General features: G+C 48.5%; 17 protein-coding genes. 14 read left to right on the top strand and 3 right to left on the bottom strand.

The features are described 5' to 3' along the window. Positions 1 to 44 precede the first annotated feature (44 nt). From EV210_RS02905 to EV210_RS02870, 8 genes are all read left to right on the top strand, one after another. Entirely contained in the window at positions 45 to 464 is a 420-nt protein-coding gene (locus EV210_RS02905) for a holo-ACP synthase (RefSeq protein WP_132075343.1), read from the top strand. Next, positions 424 to 1,971 carry an NAD(P)H-hydrate dehydratase gene (locus EV210_RS02900; RefSeq protein ID WP_132075339.1) on the top strand — a complete coding sequence of 516 codons (1,548 nt, stop codon included), beginning with the start codon at positions 424 to 426 and terminating at the stop codon, positions 1,969 to 1,971. The genes EV210_RS02905 and EV210_RS02900 overlap by 41 nt, the downstream gene beginning before the upstream one ends. Before the next feature lie 171 nt (positions 1,972 to 2,142). Further along, positions 2,143 to 2,421 carry a CopG family ribbon-helix-helix protein gene (locus EV210_RS02895; protein ID WP_132075336.1) on the top strand — a complete coding sequence of 93 codons (279 nt, stop codon included), beginning with the start codon at positions 2,143 to 2,145 and terminating at the stop codon, positions 2,419 to 2,421. 3 nt (positions 2,422 to 2,424) lie between these two features. Continuing rightward, positions 2,425 to 2,775 carry a type II toxin-antitoxin system PemK/MazF family toxin gene (locus EV210_RS02890; protein ID WP_132075333.1) on the top strand — a complete coding sequence of 117 codons (351 nt, stop codon included), beginning with the start codon at positions 2,425 to 2,427 and terminating at the stop codon, positions 2,773 to 2,775. 75 nt (positions 2,776 to 2,850) lie between these two features. Continuing rightward, positions 2,851 to 3,750 (top strand): ComEC/Rec2 family competence protein, encoded by a 900-nt coding sequence (locus EV210_RS02885; protein ID WP_132075331.1) that lies wholly within the window; start codon positions 2,851 to 2,853, stop codon positions 3,748 to 3,750. Further along, on the top strand, positions 3,747 to 3,977 hold the full coding sequence (locus EV210_RS02880) for a DUF3006 domain-containing protein (RefSeq protein WP_312198129.1): 231 nt from the start codon (positions 3,747 to 3,749) through the stop codon (positions 3,975 to 3,977). Before EV210_RS02885 ends, EV210_RS02880 begins: the two co-directional genes overlap by 4 nt. Before the next feature lie 139 nt (positions 3,978 to 4,116). Then, positions 4,117 to 5,277, top strand: coding sequence for an N-acetylmuramoyl-L-alanine amidase family protein (locus EV210_RS02875; RefSeq protein WP_132075329.1), 1,161 nt, complete (start codon positions 4,117 to 4,119; stop codon positions 5,275 to 5,277). Then, on the top strand, positions 5,274 to 5,852 hold the full coding sequence (locus tag EV210_RS02870) for a GerMN domain-containing protein (protein WP_243650412.1): 579 nt from the start codon (positions 5,274 to 5,276) through the stop codon (positions 5,850 to 5,852). The genes EV210_RS02875 and EV210_RS02870 overlap by 4 nt, the downstream gene beginning before the upstream one ends. 66 nt (positions 5,853 to 5,918) lie before the next feature. Here EV210_RS02870 and alr read toward each other — a convergent pair whose 3' ends face one another. Together alr and EV210_RS02860 are read right to left on the bottom strand one after the other, a co-directional pair. Then, positions 5,919 to 7,034 carry an alanine racemase gene (alr, locus tag EV210_RS02865; protein ID WP_132075327.1) on the bottom strand — a complete coding sequence of 372 codons (1,116 nt, stop codon included), beginning with the start codon at positions 7,032 to 7,034 and terminating at the stop codon, positions 5,919 to 5,921. 26 nt (positions 7,035 to 7,060) lie between these two features. Further along, on the bottom strand, positions 7,061 to 8,605 hold the full coding sequence (locus tag EV210_RS02860) for a sigma 54-interacting transcriptional regulator (protein WP_132076304.1): 1,545 nt from the start codon (positions 8,603 to 8,605) through the stop codon (positions 7,061 to 7,063). 183 nt (positions 8,606 to 8,788) lie between these two features. Here EV210_RS02860 and thiL point away from each other — a divergent pair, with 183 nt between their 5' ends. From thiL to rimI, 4 genes are read left to right on the top strand one after another with little or no spacing between them, the layout of a single operon-like run. Beyond that, on the top strand, positions 8,789 to 9,790 hold the full coding sequence (thiL, locus tag EV210_RS02855) for a thiamine-phosphate kinase (RefSeq protein WP_132075325.1): 1,002 nt from the start codon (positions 8,789 to 8,791) through the stop codon (positions 9,788 to 9,790). Positions 9,791 to 9,804: 14 nt separating this feature from the next. Continuing rightward, a complete protein-coding gene (tsaE, locus tag EV210_RS02850; RefSeq protein ID WP_312198122.1) occupies positions 9,805 to 10,266 on the top strand; it encodes a tRNA (adenosine(37)-N6)-threonylcarbamoyltransferase complex ATPase subunit type 1 TsaE in 462 nt (153 codons plus the stop codon). Next, positions 10,257 to 10,961, top strand: a complete 705-nt coding sequence (gene tsaB / locus EV210_RS02845; protein WP_132075323.1) for a tRNA (adenosine(37)-N6)-threonylcarbamoyltransferase complex dimerization subunit type 1 TsaB — start codon at positions 10,257 to 10,259, stop codon at positions 10,959 to 10,961. The genes tsaE and tsaB overlap by 10 nt, the downstream gene beginning before the upstream one ends. Positions 10,962 to 10,981: 20 nt before the next feature. Continuing rightward, positions 10,982 to 11,395 (top strand): ribosomal protein S18-alanine N-acetyltransferase, encoded by a 414-nt coding sequence (gene rimI, locus EV210_RS02840; protein WP_243650411.1) that lies wholly within the window; start codon positions 10,982 to 10,984, stop codon positions 11,393 to 11,395. A 126-nt stretch (positions 11,396 to 11,521) separates the two neighbouring features. Here rimI and EV210_RS02835 read toward each other — a convergent pair whose 3' ends face one another. Continuing rightward, the gene (locus EV210_RS02835) at positions 11,522 to 11,722 is read right to left on the bottom strand and encodes an alpha/beta-type small acid-soluble spore protein (protein WP_132075319.1); all 201 of its coding nucleotides are present in this window, start codon (positions 11,720 to 11,722) and stop codon (positions 11,522 to 11,524) included. A gap of 111 nt (positions 11,723 to 11,833) precedes the next feature. On the opposite strand from EV210_RS02835, the gene tsaD reads away from it, so the two are divergent. Next, positions 11,834 to 12,844, top strand: coding sequence for a tRNA (adenosine(37)-N6)-threonylcarbamoyltransferase complex transferase subunit TsaD (gene tsaD / locus EV210_RS02830; protein WP_243650410.1), 1,011 nt, complete (start codon positions 11,834 to 11,836; stop codon positions 12,842 to 12,844). Between the two features lie 256 nt (positions 12,845 to 13,100). Then, positions 13,101 to 14,513, top strand: a complete 1,413-nt coding sequence (locus EV210_RS02825) for a sensor histidine kinase (protein ID WP_132075315.1) — start codon at positions 13,101 to 13,103, stop codon at positions 14,511 to 14,513. Positions 14,514 to 14,516 lie beyond the last annotated feature (3 nt).

Genomic DNA, 14,516 nt, shown 5'->3' with positions numbered 1-14,516 from the left:
CTGGTGCTGATAAGATACAGGGGAAAGTACAGGGTGATTGGCATATGATAATAGGCGTGGGTATTGATATTGTTGAAATAAGCCGCATTCAGGCTGCGATCAAGCGAAGAGCGTTTATTGAGCGTGTCTTCACTCCGGCTGAGCAAGCGTACTGTGAAAGCCGTGGTGTGCAGGGGGCCGCTTCTTATGCAGCCCGTTTTGCCGCTAAGGAAGCGGTGCTCAAAGCCCTGGGAACCGGGCTGAGAGGCGGTACCTGGCAGGATGTAGAGATTAAAAACAACAGCCTTGGCCGTCCGCTTGTTCAACTATCGGGATATTATCAGGAGCTGGCTGCACAAATAGGTGTGCAGGAAATACATTTATCAGTGACTCATGCGCGCGATTATGCTGCTGCGCAGGTTGTCTTATGGGGAGGAAAACAAGATGAAGCTGGCAACAGCAGCCCAAATGCGGGAAATAGATAAATTGGCCATTGAACAGTACCATCTACCGGGTGTTGTGTTGATGGAAAACGCCGGTGCGGCAGTAGCTAGAGAAGTGGAGCGTTTGCTCGGCGGTATAAAAGATAAGAAAATCTGTGTTTTTGCCGGCCTTGGCAATAATGGCGGGGATGGATTTGTTGCTGCCAGGTATTTTGCTAATGGCGGAGCAAAAGTTAAAGTATTTTTGATTGGAGAAAAAGCCAGAATAACAGGTGATGCTCAAATACATGCCGATGTTTTAAGCCGTATGGGTGTTGATGTGATGGAAATAACAGGCGACCGGGATTGGGATAAAGTCCGCATTGCGGTGACGTTTTCCGATTGTCTGATCGACGCCCTGGTAGGAACAGGCTTCCATGGAGAGATGAGTGAGCCTCTGGCCCTGATTGTTGATATTATTAACCGGTCGGGTAAAAGAGTGGTAGCTGTGGATGTTCCTTCCGGTGTTAATGCTGATAACGGCCAAGTGCAGGGAAGTGCGGTTAAGGCGCATTTGACGGTGACTTTCGGTCTTCCCAAACCGGGGCTGCTGTTATATCCCGGAGCCTCTCAGGCTGGCGAGGTAATACTTGATGGTATTGGACTTCCCTTGCCGCTGCTGGCAACTGCGCCGGTTCAGCAAATGACCATAACTGCCGGATATGTCAAACAGCTTCTTCCGAAGCGGCGAGCCGATTCGCATAAAGGATTAAATGGCCATGTTGGGGTAATTGCAGGATCTCACGGTTATACCGGTGCCGCTGTTTTATGCGCCAGCGGGGCTCTCAGGGCTGGCTCCGGTCTGGTGTCACTGGCTGTCGCCAATAGCCTGCGCAGTATTATGGAAGCCAAAATGACAGAGGTCATGACAAGAACGCTGCCTGAACTGGCTAGCGGGGCAATCGGACTAAAGTCCATTCCTTTTGTGGAAGAACTGTCGAATTACTGGGATGTCATTGCTCTGGGGCCCGGCATGGGGCGTCAGAACGAAACACAGGCGGCTATCAGGGAAATTGTCCGCAATGCCGAGAAGCCGCTGGTTATTGATGCTGATGGTATCGTTGCACTTGCAGGACATATGGATGTTATTCATCAGGCGGATGCGATGGCTATATTGACGCCGCATCCGGGTGAAATGGCACAGCTTACCGGTCTGTCTGCCATGCAGGTCAATCAGGATCGCATCGGTATCGCCAGGCGGACGGCCAATCAATGGGGCAGCATCATCGTTTTGAAAGGTGCGCCGACTATCGTTGCCTTTCCTGATGGCGAAGTATTTGTCAATACCAGCGGCAATGCCAGTATGGCTACCGGAGGAACCGGTGATGTACTGACAGGCGTTATTGCTGCTCTTATTGCCCAGGGCTTATCCAGTCATGATGCCGCTGTTGCCGGGGTATACCTCCATGGCTTGGCCGGTGATATTGCTGCTCAGGCCGGAGCAGTAGGATTGATTGCCGGAGATTTGCTGCAAGCCTTGCCCGCTGCTATTGCCGGCTTGCAAAGCTAATTTTAAAGCATATTTTGCCATTGAAATAGCCATACTGAAAATGGTATAGTTGTATAGCAGGATATTATGCTTGAAGAGTATTTATTTATATATAAAAAAGTTGACATTTTTATATACTGTTTTATATAATTAATCATAACAGTGGATGTTGCAAATGGCGGGGGTGAGGGTGTGGCCGATTTGAAGCGTATCATGATTAGCATCCCGAATAGTTTGCTGCAGGAAGTGGATGGCATCATCGCCATGGAAAAACTCAGCCGCAGCCAGTTTGTTCGGGAAGCGATGCGTTTGTATATAGAAGACCGCAAACGCAAAGCGGTGCGCGATTTGATGAAAAGAGGATATCAGGAGATGGCCATCATTAACTTAGCTTTAGCTGAAGAAGGCTTGGTAGCCGATGCTGAAGCATACGACTTGATGCCTGCCAGCTTGCTGTCGGAGCGTGAATAATCGATGATTGTAAAGCGCGGAGATATTTATTACGCCAATCTAAGTCCGGTGGTAGGATCGGAACAGGGAGGGCATCGGCCTGTTTTAGTTATCCAGAATGATGTAGGCAATAAGTATAGTCCTACGATTATTGTGGCGGCCATTACCTCGCAGATTTCCAAAGCAAAGCTGCCTACCCATATCGAGATTAGCTCCAAGCAGTTTAGCCTGGAGAAAGATTCTGTTATTCTGCTTGAGCAATTACGGACAATCGATAAGCGGCGTTTAAAAGAAAAGATAACACATCTGAATGAAGAAGTAATGGGAAGAGTCGATGAGGGCATTCGTGTCAGCTTGGGACTTATTCAAATTTAGCGAGCGAGTGAATAGGCGGGTAACTGCCTATTTTTAGTTTGTAGCAAAAAAGTATACATATAGGGAGAATGATTCATGTTTACATGGTTTCGCCGGCAATTTCGTCCGGCAGCAGTTTTGCTTGTATTACTGGTTGCCTTATTTTCGACAGGCTGCAGCAACAGCGGCCGACCGGCAGCTGCCGATACAGCAGGCCAGCTTGTGATAAAAGTGCTTGATATTGGACAGGGAGATGCTATCTTGGTCCGCGCGGGAGGACAGGTCACCCTGATTGACACGGGTGATACACCGGCGAAGGAAAAATTGGCAGCGCTCCTAAGCAAGGAAGGAATTACTGCTGTTGACAGGCTGATTCTTACTCATCCGCATAGTGATCATATCGGGGGTGCAACAACTGTTTTAGAGCGTTTTCCTGTGAAGCAGGTCTACGACAGTGGTCAGACAACGACAACCGCTACTTACCGAAAGTATATGCAGACCGTGGAAAAAAAGAAAGTTCCCTTTGCTCTGCTGGCAGCAGGTGATGTGATCGATATAGGCGGAGGAGCTAAATTAAAGGTATTCGCTCCGCAAAAACCGTTTTTTACGGAAGATAATGGACAACTGGATCTTAATAATAATTCAATAGTAGCAAAGCTGATGTACGGTTCTTTTTCCATGATGTTCACAGGAGATGCTGAGAAGAACTCAGAACTGCAGTTGGTCAAGAACAGTGGCAGTGAATTAAAAAGCTCTATTCTCAAAGTGGGACATCATGGCAGCAATACCTCTTCTTCGCCGGAGTTTTTAAAGGCTGTAGGGGCAGAAGCGGCTATTATATCGCTGGGTGAAGGTAATGACTATCATCATCCCCATCCGGTGACCTTAAAGAAGCTGGAGAAACAGAAGTACAAGATATACCGTACTGACCTAAATGGCACGGTAACCGTGACCAGTGACGGCAAAACGTATACCATCGGCAAGGAGAAAGAATGATGATAATAAAAGCAGTCATCGACCGGTTTGAAGGGGATAAGGCCGTTTTACTATTTGATGATACGGAAGATCAGGTCGTGTGGCCCAAAGACGGATTGCCTGATTCGGCAGCAGAGGGCGATATATTAGCGATACAAATTGCCATCGATGCCGAGGCAACTGCGCTTGCCAGAAAAGAAGCCGCAGCTTTGCTGCAGCGGGTTTTAAAGCAAAATAAAAATGACTGATTGCTCATGTATTTTCTCGAAAGATAGGAAAAATGACTGATCAGTCATTTTCTTCGCTTTTTGACAAATATCTGCAGGAATTTTTGCAATAAAAGGCGAAAGAGGGTAAGATTAGACGCAAATAGGGAGGTGTATGTAAGTGCACCGGTTAGTTACGACAATTATTTCCCTGGCAATATTTATTTTTCCCCTGCAACTTGGTATTGCTGCCAGTGGTGAAGCGGCTGTTGGAGTTCCTGATGCCAAACCGGCAGTAAAGGCCCCTAATCTAAAAAACAATGCAGCTGTTTCGGCTAAACTGGATAAGAATGCGAAACCACAGATTACTGCCCTTCGCTGGGCTAACCATATTGATGCCGTTACCGGACAGAGCAAATTACGGCTTGTTCTGGATGTGACCGGCCCGGTTACTGTGGCATCCTCAATTACCGGCAGTCCTGTACCGCAGTTATCAGTTGTTGTCAAAGGGGCAGGTCCCGGTGATATTGCCAGTGCTTATGACTTTGACGGTCGAATTGCTGAATCTCTCAGAGTAGCTGCTGCCGGAGCGGATACTAATCTTGTTTTGCAGCTGCCGCTTATGCTGGAGGATACGGATTATAAAGTATTTACGCTGCGCAATGATCCGGCTAATAATAAGCCTTTCCGGGTTGTTATCGATATTGGGCAGAAGGTTCCGCCTATTAAATTTACTTTTACGGCCGGTTTGAAAGATAAAGTAATTGTTCTCGATCCTGGTCATGGCGGAAGCGATCCTGGCGCTGTAGGTGCCAACAAAACAATGGAAAAGACAATCACGCTTGCTGTCGCCCAGCGGTTGAAGCCGCTGCTGGAAAAAGCAGGTGCCAAGGTGTTCTTAACCCGTAATGATGATCGTGATGTATTTGGTCCCAATGCCTCAGCGGTGGACGAGCTAAGTGCCCGTACTACGGTAGCCAATAATAATAAGGCTGATATTTTTGTCAGTATACATATTAATTCTTTTACAAATCCTATAGCAGGCGGTATAGCGACGTATTATTATCAAAAGACGCCTTACGATGCTCTACTGGCCAATAGTATACAAGGGGCAATTGCCCCTGCCAGCGGTTTGCAAAACAGAGGCATTAATGCAGCTAACTTTTATGTTATCAAACGCTCCGTTATGCCCGCAGTTTTAACAGAGCTTGGCTTTATTTCCAACCCAGATGAGGAAAAGTTAATGAATACTGCCGATTTCCAGCAGAAAATGGCGCAGAGCATCTATCTCGGCTTGGACAAGTTCTTTACCCAGGCCGCTAGACTAGGGGGTGGGCAATGATGGCTCACACACGTAAATTATTGTTGCTTCTTTTGATGGTGCTGGCATTGCTCGTTACTGCTTGTGCAAACGAGAAGACTCCTGATATGGTCAAACAGCCCGAGAACGCTAATGCAGCCGAGCAGCAGTCTGCAGACAAGCCGCCAGCCGGTCAAGGGTCAATGCGTCTTACCGTATATTTTGCTACTCAGGATGCGATGAATCTGGTACCTGAGGTGCATGCGGTGGAGAAAAATGATCACCCGGCTAAAACGGCTATGGAATTACTGCTGGCTGAACCAAGCAGCAAGCAGCTGGTGCGGGTTCTACCTACCGGTACCAAATTAAAGAGTCTGGCTGTACGGGATCACGTTGCCTATGTTGACTTTACAGATAAAATCATTAAAAATAACGGCGGCGGCTCTGCTACGGAAATGCTTATTGTCGCTTCGATTGTCAATACTTTAACCGAATTTCCTGATATTCATAAAGTACAGATCTTAGTCGAAGGAAAAACGGTGGAAACCTTAAGCGGCCACATGAGTATCGGCCAGCCGCTCAGCCGTTCGGAAGGCATTATCAAAAAGAATATGTAGGCAGCAAAAAAAGCGTTTAACCGGACAACTACCGGTTAAACGCTTTTTCTATTTATCGAAAGCAGTTTATTGATTCACATAAACTCTTGGCACACGTGGGCTGATGGCGCATAAAAGTTCATAGTTAATCGTATCGGCCAGATCGGCTAATTCGGTAACGGTAATTTCCTCGCTGCCCTGTTTGCCGAAGAGCACTACATCATCGCCAACTGCGACGTCACAGACCGGACCGATGTCGACCATAATCTGATCCATACAGACACGGCCGACGACTGGACGACGTTTGCCGCCAATTAAAACGGAAGCCTTATTGGAGAGAATCCGGTGATAACCGTCAGCATAACCGATAGGCAGGGTTGCCAGCCAGGTTTTTTCGGAACAGCGATAGGTGCAGCCGTAGCTGATGGGCGAGTCTGGCAGTACTTCTTTCACATGTACTACTTTGGTATGCAAACTCATGGCCGGGATGAGAGCCAGCTGGTGATGCATTTCATGCGAGGGCGGCAGGCCATATAAAATGATTCCTGGCCGTACGGTAGTGAAGTGACTGTCAGGCAAGTCGATAACGGCAGCACTATTGCTTGCCGAAATAAAAGGCAGGGAAATGTTGGCCTCGGCTGTTTGCTCAATAGCCTGTACAAAAGTTTGCAACTGCTGATAGGCATATCCCTTGTCGGCAGCGTCGGCAGTAGCCAGATGGGTGAAGACACCGCGCAGAATGAATTGCGGATACGATTGAATTAACTCAATAAAGGTAAGCAGGTTCTCCGGACGGAGTCCAACCCGGTTCATGCCTGTATCCACTTTTATCATAACCCGCACTTGTTTGGCACAGCGGTCGGCTGCCTGAACTAGGGCAAGCAGCTGTTCTTCTGTACATACGGTTGCTGTTAATTCCTGTTCGGCAATGATATCCGACTGCTCAGGCAAGGCCAGGCCCAGAATGAGGATGGGAACTGTAAAACCAGCCTCCCGTAATTCGACGCCTTCTTCCGGAATTGCGACGGCAAGGCAATCGGCTCCTGCTGATAGGGCGGCATGGCTGACAGGAATAGCGCCGTGACCATAGGCATTTGCTTTTACAACTGCAGTGATTGAGGTAGCCGGTTTGAGTACCGACCGGATTTGATGAATGTTATGGCGAATAGCCGCTAAATCAATTTCTGCCCTGGTGGCACGCATGGAAGAACACCTTCTTATTTGGATTTCTACAGATGCAGATTATATTTTTTCAGCTTTTTTAATACAGCTGTATGAGACAGTCCTAACATTTTGCCCAATTGACGTGATGTTTTATGCTGCTGGAGCGAACGGAGCAATACATCGCGCTCTACCGCTTCCACAATTGCTTCCAGCGTCTGGTTAATAGGATGCAGAGCGGGCTGGCGTGGCGTGTAATCCTGATCAAAGATAATATGCTCGGCAAGCACGATCGAGCCGTTCATAACATTGACGGCACGTTCAATCACATTTTCTAACTCACGGATATTGCCAGGCCACGGGTAACTGCTTAATTTTGTCAGAGCAGTTTCGCTAATCGTATTGACCTTTTTCTGCATAGTGGCGGCAAACCGCTGTAAGAAAAAATGGGCGAGCAGGCTGATATCGACTGTTCGCTCCCTTAGTGGCGGCAGGAACAGCGGGATTACATTCAGCCGGTAATATAAATCCTCCCGAAAGCGCCCCTTGTCAATTAATTCCTCCAGGTTCCGGTTCGTGGCAGCCAATATGCGAACATTAACAGGAATCTCCCGGTTGCTGCCGATCCGGCGTACTTTACCGTCCTGCAGGATACGAAGCAGTTTAGCCTGTAAGTGACCGGAAAGTTCGGCAATTTCATCAAGGAACAAAGTTCCACCGTTGGCATATTCAAATAAACCCTGTTTGCCGCCTTTGGCCGCACCGGTAAACGCACCATCCTCATAGCCGAACAGCTCACTTTCCAGCAAGGCATCAGGAATGGCAGCACAATTGAGCGGGACAAAAACCTTCTCGGAGCGCGGTGAGGCTGAGTGCAGTGCTCTGGCAAACAATTCCTTGCCTGTACCTGTTTCGCCGCGAATGAGGATAGTCGAGCTGCCGGCAGCAATTGTTTTAGCCATGGCCACTACTTGCCGCATGGTATCGGAAGTATAGAGGATCTCGGCAAAAGTAAAGGTAAGCTGGCCTGTGATCGTATAAATGAGCTTCCGTACATCGCCAATGTCTTTTAGAACAGCTACAGCGCCAATAATTCGGCCTGCCTGGTCAAATACAGGGCGGCCGCTGGCTAGATAGTGACTCTTGGTTTTTTCCAGGAATATTTCGCGGTTGTTATACACCGTACCATGACGCAACGCGTCAAGCAGAGGGAGGTCATCGGGCAGCAAAGCAGTGAGCGGACTGCCGAGCAGCTGCTGACAGGGAACGCGGATAATCCGTTCGGCCGCAGGATTATACTGGGTAACGCGGGTTTGCTGATCAATTGCAATGATGCCATCACTGACGGAGCTTAATACCGCTTTTAACTGTTCAGACTTTTCCTGATGCGGCATCAAAGGAATCTCTGTAACGTCAAGTACTTGCTGAATTTTGCACAGCCGCTCTAGTATAGCAGGTTTTTCGAACGGCTGGAGAGCAATTTCCAGGAAAATGGTGTTGATTTCCACTTCCATAGAGATAATATTAATATGGCGCTCTGCCAGTACCTGTGAGATATCAAGTACTAGTCCCACCCGGTCAACATTGGGTATTTTCAGCCGTACCTGTTCCATAGACAAAATGACCTCCTGACAGGATATACATTACAATTAGCCGGAAGATGACAAAATCCTCCGCGAGATACAATTTTTTTTGCCATAGTGGTATACTACCAATGCAGGAAATAGTTGCCTCTATTTCGAATGTCATCTTAAATAAAACGCAATATCAGACAAAAATAGATATGGTGGTGTCCCATGGAACTCAAAGATGTGGGCGAGTTTGGTCTTATTGACCTGATTAAACAAGATACAATCAACGATCCGGGTACGGTTGTTACCGGCATTGGCGATGATGCTGCCGTACTTTTGCCGACCCCTCGTCAGCTGCAGCTGATAACGACGGACATGCTGGTGGAGAATGTTCATTTCGATTTGACTACCACTACGCCTATGCAGCTGGGGTATAAAGCGGTTGCGGTGAACTTAAGTGATATTGCCGCTATGGGAGGGGCACCTCGCCATGCGGTTGTGTCTATCGCCCTGCCCCGGCACACGGCAGTGGATTTTGTACTTAATCTGTATAATGGTATGAAGGAAATCTGCCGTGAATACGGCGTTAATATTGTCGGCGGGGATACGGTTTCCTCTCCTGGCGGGCTTGTTATCAATGTGGCTGTTATGGGCGAGGTGGAACCGGCTCATCTTGTTAAACGCTCGGGCGCAAAACCGGGTGATATTGTTGCTGTTACGAACGTCCTTGGCAACTCTTCGGCAGGTTTGGCCTTGCTTTCGCGGGGCGAATGGGAGGAGCATGATTTTTCGTGGCCGCTGGTAACTTCACATTTAACGCCGCGGCCGCTGGTGAGAACAGGCCAGTTGCTGGCAGCGCACGGAGCGACCAGCATGGATGATGTCAGTGACGGTCTTGCCAGTGAACTGCATGAAATTGCTCAGGCCAGCAATGTAAGTATCCGGGTTGTAAAAGAGTGCATCCCGTTATCGCCGGAAATCAGGGAAGCTGCGGCTGTGCTGGGGCAAGAACCGTTGGACTATGCACTGTACGGCGGCGAGGATTTTCAATTACTGTTTACGATGGAGCCCGGTCAATTTGCCCTTATTAACTCTATTGACCCGGGAGCGGTGATAACGAAAATTGGTGAAGTACTGCCATCCGGTGATGGAGTAACTTTGCTTGATGAGGCAGGCAGGTCTTACAAGCTGGAGCCAAGAGGCTACAATCATTTTTGCCGCAATTAAAACTGGAGGATATTATGGAGATCGTTTCAACAGCACCGGAGCAGACGTTGTCTTTTGGCAGGCAGCTGGGACAATTGCTGCGGACGGGAAATGTGCTTTGCCTTATCGGAGACCTGGGGGCAGGGAAAACTCTTTTCGTGCAGGGAATTGCCCAGGGATTAGGCCTGGACGGGGAAATTACCAGTCCTACTTTTACCGTTATGAATGTATATGAAGGAACGGTACCGGTTTATCATTTTGATTTGTACCGTCTCGAGGAGCCTGAACAGCTGATGGATATTGGCTTTGACGAATATACCGGAGGTGACGGCATTGCCATCATCGAGTGGCCGGATAAATTTCCCGGCTATATGCCGGACAGCTATTTACGGATTGAGCTGGTAAAGACCGGTGACGACAGCCGGATAATCAAGGTGTCTGCTCAGGGAGCGCGCCATCATTTGTTATATGAGGAGTTGAAACAAGCGTGCTCCTAGCGATAGAAACTGCAACGCTGGCTTCCGGTGTCGCGCTGGCAACAGCCGATAAACTGGTGGCTGAAATCATTGTACAAACCAAGAAAACGCATTCAGAAAGGTTAATGCCCCATATTGAGCAACTGCTTGAGCTGGGGCAGGTGGCGAAAGAGGATATTACTGCTATAGCCGTCAGTATTGGACCTGGTTCGTTTACCGGACTTAGAATCGGTTTGGCTACTGCCAAGGCGCTGGCTTATGTCTGGAATGTACCGGTAATTGGTGTGTCCACGTTAGCGGCCCTGGCCTATGCCTGTCCTGCACCGAATTCCCTGATTTGCCCCCTGCTTGACGCGCAGAAGGGGAATGTATATCAAGCGGTATACCGCTGGGAAAAGGGCATGTTGCAGGAAGTTATACCGCCCCGGGTCATCGCTCACCAGGAGGCTATCAATGAGCTGGCGAGCCAGCCGCTGCCTGTGATTATGCTGGGGGAAGGAGCTGTGTTATTCCAGGAAGCAATTGTAGCAGCAGCAGATCCAATTGAGCTGGCACCGCCCCATATTATCCTGCCCCGGGCGGGTAGTGTGGCCTTGCTTGGCCATCAGTTGCTTAGACAGGGAATCCGGCATGATGTTATGACGCTGGAGCCGCTCTATATTCGCCGCAGTGAAGCGGAAGTATTATGGGAACAGCGTCATGGTAAGTGCTTATGAAAATCAGGCGGATGAATTTTATGGATGTGGACGCCGTTCTAAAAGTAGAGAATGAGGCGTTTACCACACCCTGGTCAAGAGCGGCCTTTGAGGCGGAAACTTCCGACAATGAATTAGCCTATTATCTGGTGGTCGATGTGGGAGGGGTAATCGCCGGTTATGCCGGAATGTGGCTGATCATTGATGAGGCACATGTCACCAATATTGCACTTGCGGCAGCTTACCGGGGAGCCGGTCTGGGGGAACAACTGGTTCGTGCCCTCATGGAATTGGCCCGGGAGCGCGGTGCCGTCAGTATGACTCTGGAAGTGCGCGTATCCAATGTGAAAGCGCAGGCCTTATATACTAAGCTGGGGTTTGTGTCTCGCGGCAAACGACGCAATTATTATACCGATAACCGGGAAGATGCGCTTATCATGTGGTGTGAACTATAAAACAATAAAAAAATGAGCCGTTTTTCTTACGGCCCAGGGTGATTGTGTTACAGCATATTCAGCGGGAGCCTGTTGTGTTACTGCTCAAAATAAATAAGGGCGGCTAGCGCCGCCCGTTAAAACAACTTACTTTAAAGTGGATTCGTATTGCTCAATCATCTTACGAACCATGTGACCGCCAACACGACCGCAATCAGCGGAAGTCATTGTGTTCCAGCCGTTAGAACGGACGTGGTCGGCAATACCCAGTTCAGAAGCAACTTCAAACTTCATTTGATCCAGCGCGTTTTCTGCTGCCGGATTTACCGGTTTTCTCGAACGTGCCATTGTTAAAACCCCCCTTTCTGGGCACTTGTTTTCCTAGCCCGTTTTTAATTTGCCTTTTTTCAGGCGTATCCATACATGTAAATAATAGCAATAAAATTGGAGGTTCTGTTTGTGCATGTAACCCTTGCCTTAGAAACCAGTTGTGATGAAACATCGGCAGCGGTAATTGCTGACGGGCGGACAATCCTGTCAAATATTATTTCTTCCCAAATTCCGCTGCATCAAAAATATGGCGGTGTCGTGCCGGAAATTGCTTCCCGCAAGCATATTGAAAGCGTTTTGCCGGTCGTGGAGGAAGCGCTTCAGGCTGCCCGGATAACGCTCGCACAGGTAGATGTTATTGGCGTAACATACGGCCCCGGCTTAGTTGGCGCTTTGCTTGTCGGGTTAGCCACAGCCAAAGCGATGGCTTTTGGTTTGGATAAACCATTAGTAGGGGTGAATCACCTGGAGGGACATATCTTTGCTAATTTCCTCAGTCATCCTGAGCTGAAGCCGCCGTTTGTCGCTTTAGTTGTTTCTGGCGGACACACTTCCCTGGTATGGCTGAAAGATTACAACGATTTTGAATTGCTTGGTCAAACGCGTGACGATGCTGCCGGCGAAGCCTTTGACAAAATTGCTCGCGTCATGGGACTTCCCTATCCTGGAGGCCCGCAGATTGACCGCCTGGCTTTAACAGGTGACAGTAAGGCGATTGAATTTCCCCGGGCGCTGGTAGCTCCGGGGAGTTTTGAATTTAGCTTCAGCGGCCTTAAGTCTGCTGTCCTTAATTATTTAAATAGTGCTGCCCAGCGGGGCGAGACGATTAATCAGGCTGATGTGGCCGCAAGCTTTCAAACAGCTGTTGTCGATGTGCTGGTGGCTAAGACACTGCAGGCCGTGGATGCTTGCTCGGTTAAGCAGGTGGTACTGGCCGGAGGGGTGGCTGCCAACAGCAGGCTGCAAAGCGCGCTGGGCGCAGAGTGCAGTGCACGGGGCCTGTCGCTGTATTTTCCATCCCCTGTGCTTTGTACCGATAATGCCGCGATGATTGCCTGCCGGGCTTATTATAAAGCACAGGCAAATAAATTTACCGATTTACGCTTAAATGCCTTGCCGTCATTAAAACTGGGACAATAATTGTGGATAAATAAAAATATGACAATTGTGGACAGTGTGGATAAGTAGGATTGCGGCAGCGTGAATAAGGCTTTTAAAATGTGGATAAGATTGTGGATATTGTGGATAAGACGGGGATAAATACAAATGTCCCAATAACTAAGGTTACATAGTTACAAACTTATCCTAAAAGCTTGCGAAAATTAGCAGCTAGTAACAAGGAATTTTAATACTGCTGGTGGAATAGGTTAAAATTCAAATCAGCGGGGAGGTTGCTATGGGAATTGTGGCCGATGTGTGCCGGAAGACGACTACTTTGTCAGCCGCTCAAATTGACAGGCTGGAACAAAGTTGTGCTCTATTGCAGCTTGCCAGCGATCTATCTCATGCTCAAGCTACTGTTTACGCGCGTGCGATTCATGAACAGTTTTTGGTAATTGTTGCTCAGGCAAAACCGAATACCACCTTAGTTAAGGATCGGACTAATTTGCTGGGGTCTACTGTGCAGGCTGCAGAAGAGCCGCTTGTATGGCGCACTTTAAATTCAGGAGAGCATATTGCCGGCCAGCGGGAATGGGCTATCGGACTGGTGGCGGAAATGCAAACCTCCGCCTTGCATGATGAGGACGGCAAAATTATTGCCGTTGTCAGCTTTGAAACAGGCGGTGTTGAAACGGTATTAGGACAGAATGTTCTGATGGAAACTGCCAATATGCTGCTTGGAATGCCCCGCAGCCGGGGAAGTGCTGTTTACCGTCAGTTATCAGCCCGTGACGGAATTATCCTTGTTGATGAGCAAGGCGAAATTATTTTTGCTAATGCAGCCGCTAACAGCATATATAATATTATGGGAGTCGGACGAATGGTTGGCCGCCGTGTTTATGACCGGCGTATCAATCTGCGTCTGGCCCAAAGGGCAGCCAATGCGCAAACTGCTGCGGAGGAAGAAGTGGAACAAGGACAGATGGTACTTGTTCAACGGGCTATTCCGATTGTAGTAGCCGGAAAAACGCTTCGCACAGTTGTCATAACTGCCGATGTGACCGAACTGAAGCAAAAAGAGAAAGAGCTGCTGATTAAGTCGGCGGTCATTCAGGAAATTCATCACCGCGTCAAAAACAACTTACAAACAATTGCCAGCCTGCTTCGCCTGCAGGCGCGGCGCACTCAGTCTGATGAAGTGAAGGCCGCTCTTCGGGAAAGTGTCAACAGGATTCTCAGCATATCGGTGGTCCATGAATTTTTGTCCCAGCAGGATGCGGAAGTGATTGATGTTGCTGAGGTTGCGAAAAATATTTTGGACCTGGTGATTCAAAATATGCTGGAGCCGAATTTTAACATTCAAACTATCTTCAATGGTCAGACGGTGATCATGCCTTCTGAGCAGGCTACCAGCCTGGCACTTGTGATTAATGAGCTAATTCAGAATTCGATTGAGCATGGGTTTGTTGGACTCAAAGAAGGCCTGATCGGTCTCGATATCGCAATATTGCCTGATACCTATCAAATTGATATCTATGACAATGGCGTTGGCTTGCCTGAACACTTCGGGCAGCGTTCATCCAGCAGTCTGGGACTTCAGATTGTCCGTACCCTTATCGAGACCGATTTAGGCGGTCGGTTTGAACTGTACTCCAAGGGCGGGACTCATGCCTGTATTACCATTCCTAGACCAAGGGAGGGAGAGTAATCT

The organism is Anaerospora hongkongensis, from assembly GCF_004339805.1.
In the GTDB taxonomy this organism is placed as follows: domain Bacteria; phylum Bacillota; class Negativicutes; order Sporomusales; family DSM-15969; genus Anaerospora; species Anaerospora hongkongensis.
Note: the sequence above shows the minus strand (reverse complement) of the source record. Positions and strands in the feature narration are given on the sequence as shown.

Coding starts and splice junctions, on each gene's coding strand:
- EV210_RS02905 (WP_132075343.1), top strand. CDS start 45: ATGATAATAGGCGTGGGTATTGATATTGTTGAAATAAGCCGCATTCAG.
- EV210_RS02900 (WP_132075339.1), top strand. CDS start 424: ATGAAGCTGGCAACAGCAGCCCAAATGCGGGAAATAGATAAATTGGCC.
- EV210_RS02890 (WP_132075333.1), top strand. CDS start 2,425: ATGATTGTAAAGCGCGGAGATATTTATTACGCCAATCTAAGTCCGGTG.
- EV210_RS02885 (WP_132075331.1), top strand. CDS start 2,851: ATGTTTACATGGTTTCGCCGGCAATTTCGTCCGGCAGCAGTTTTGCTT.
- EV210_RS02880 (WP_312198129.1), top strand. CDS start 3,747: ATGATGATAATAAAAGCAGTCATCGACCGGTTTGAAGGGGATAAGGCC.
- EV210_RS02870 (WP_243650412.1), top strand. CDS start 5,274: ATGATGGCTCACACACGTAAATTATTGTTGCTTCTTTTGATGGTGCTG.
- alr (WP_132075327.1), bottom strand. CDS start 7,034: ATGCGTGCCACCAGGGCAGAAATTGATTTAGCGGCTATTCGCCATAAC.
- EV210_RS02860 (WP_132076304.1), bottom strand. CDS start 8,605: ATGGAACAGGTACGGCTGAAAATACCCAATGTTGACCGGGTGGGACTA.
- thiL (WP_132075325.1), top strand. CDS start 8,789: ATGGAACTCAAAGATGTGGGCGAGTTTGGTCTTATTGACCTGATTAAA.
- tsaE (WP_312198122.1), top strand. CDS start 9,805: ATGGAGATCGTTTCAACAGCACCGGAGCAGACGTTGTCTTTTGGCAGG.
- rimI (WP_243650411.1), top strand. CDS start 10,982: ATGGATGTGGACGCCGTTCTAAAAGTAGAGAATGAGGCGTTTACCACA.
- EV210_RS02835 (WP_132075319.1), bottom strand. CDS start 11,722: ATGGCACGTTCGAGAAAACCGGTAAATCCGGCAGCAGAAAACGCGCTG.
- EV210_RS02825 (WP_132075315.1), top strand. CDS start 13,101: ATGGGAATTGTGGCCGATGTGTGCCGGAAGACGACTACTTTGTCAGCC.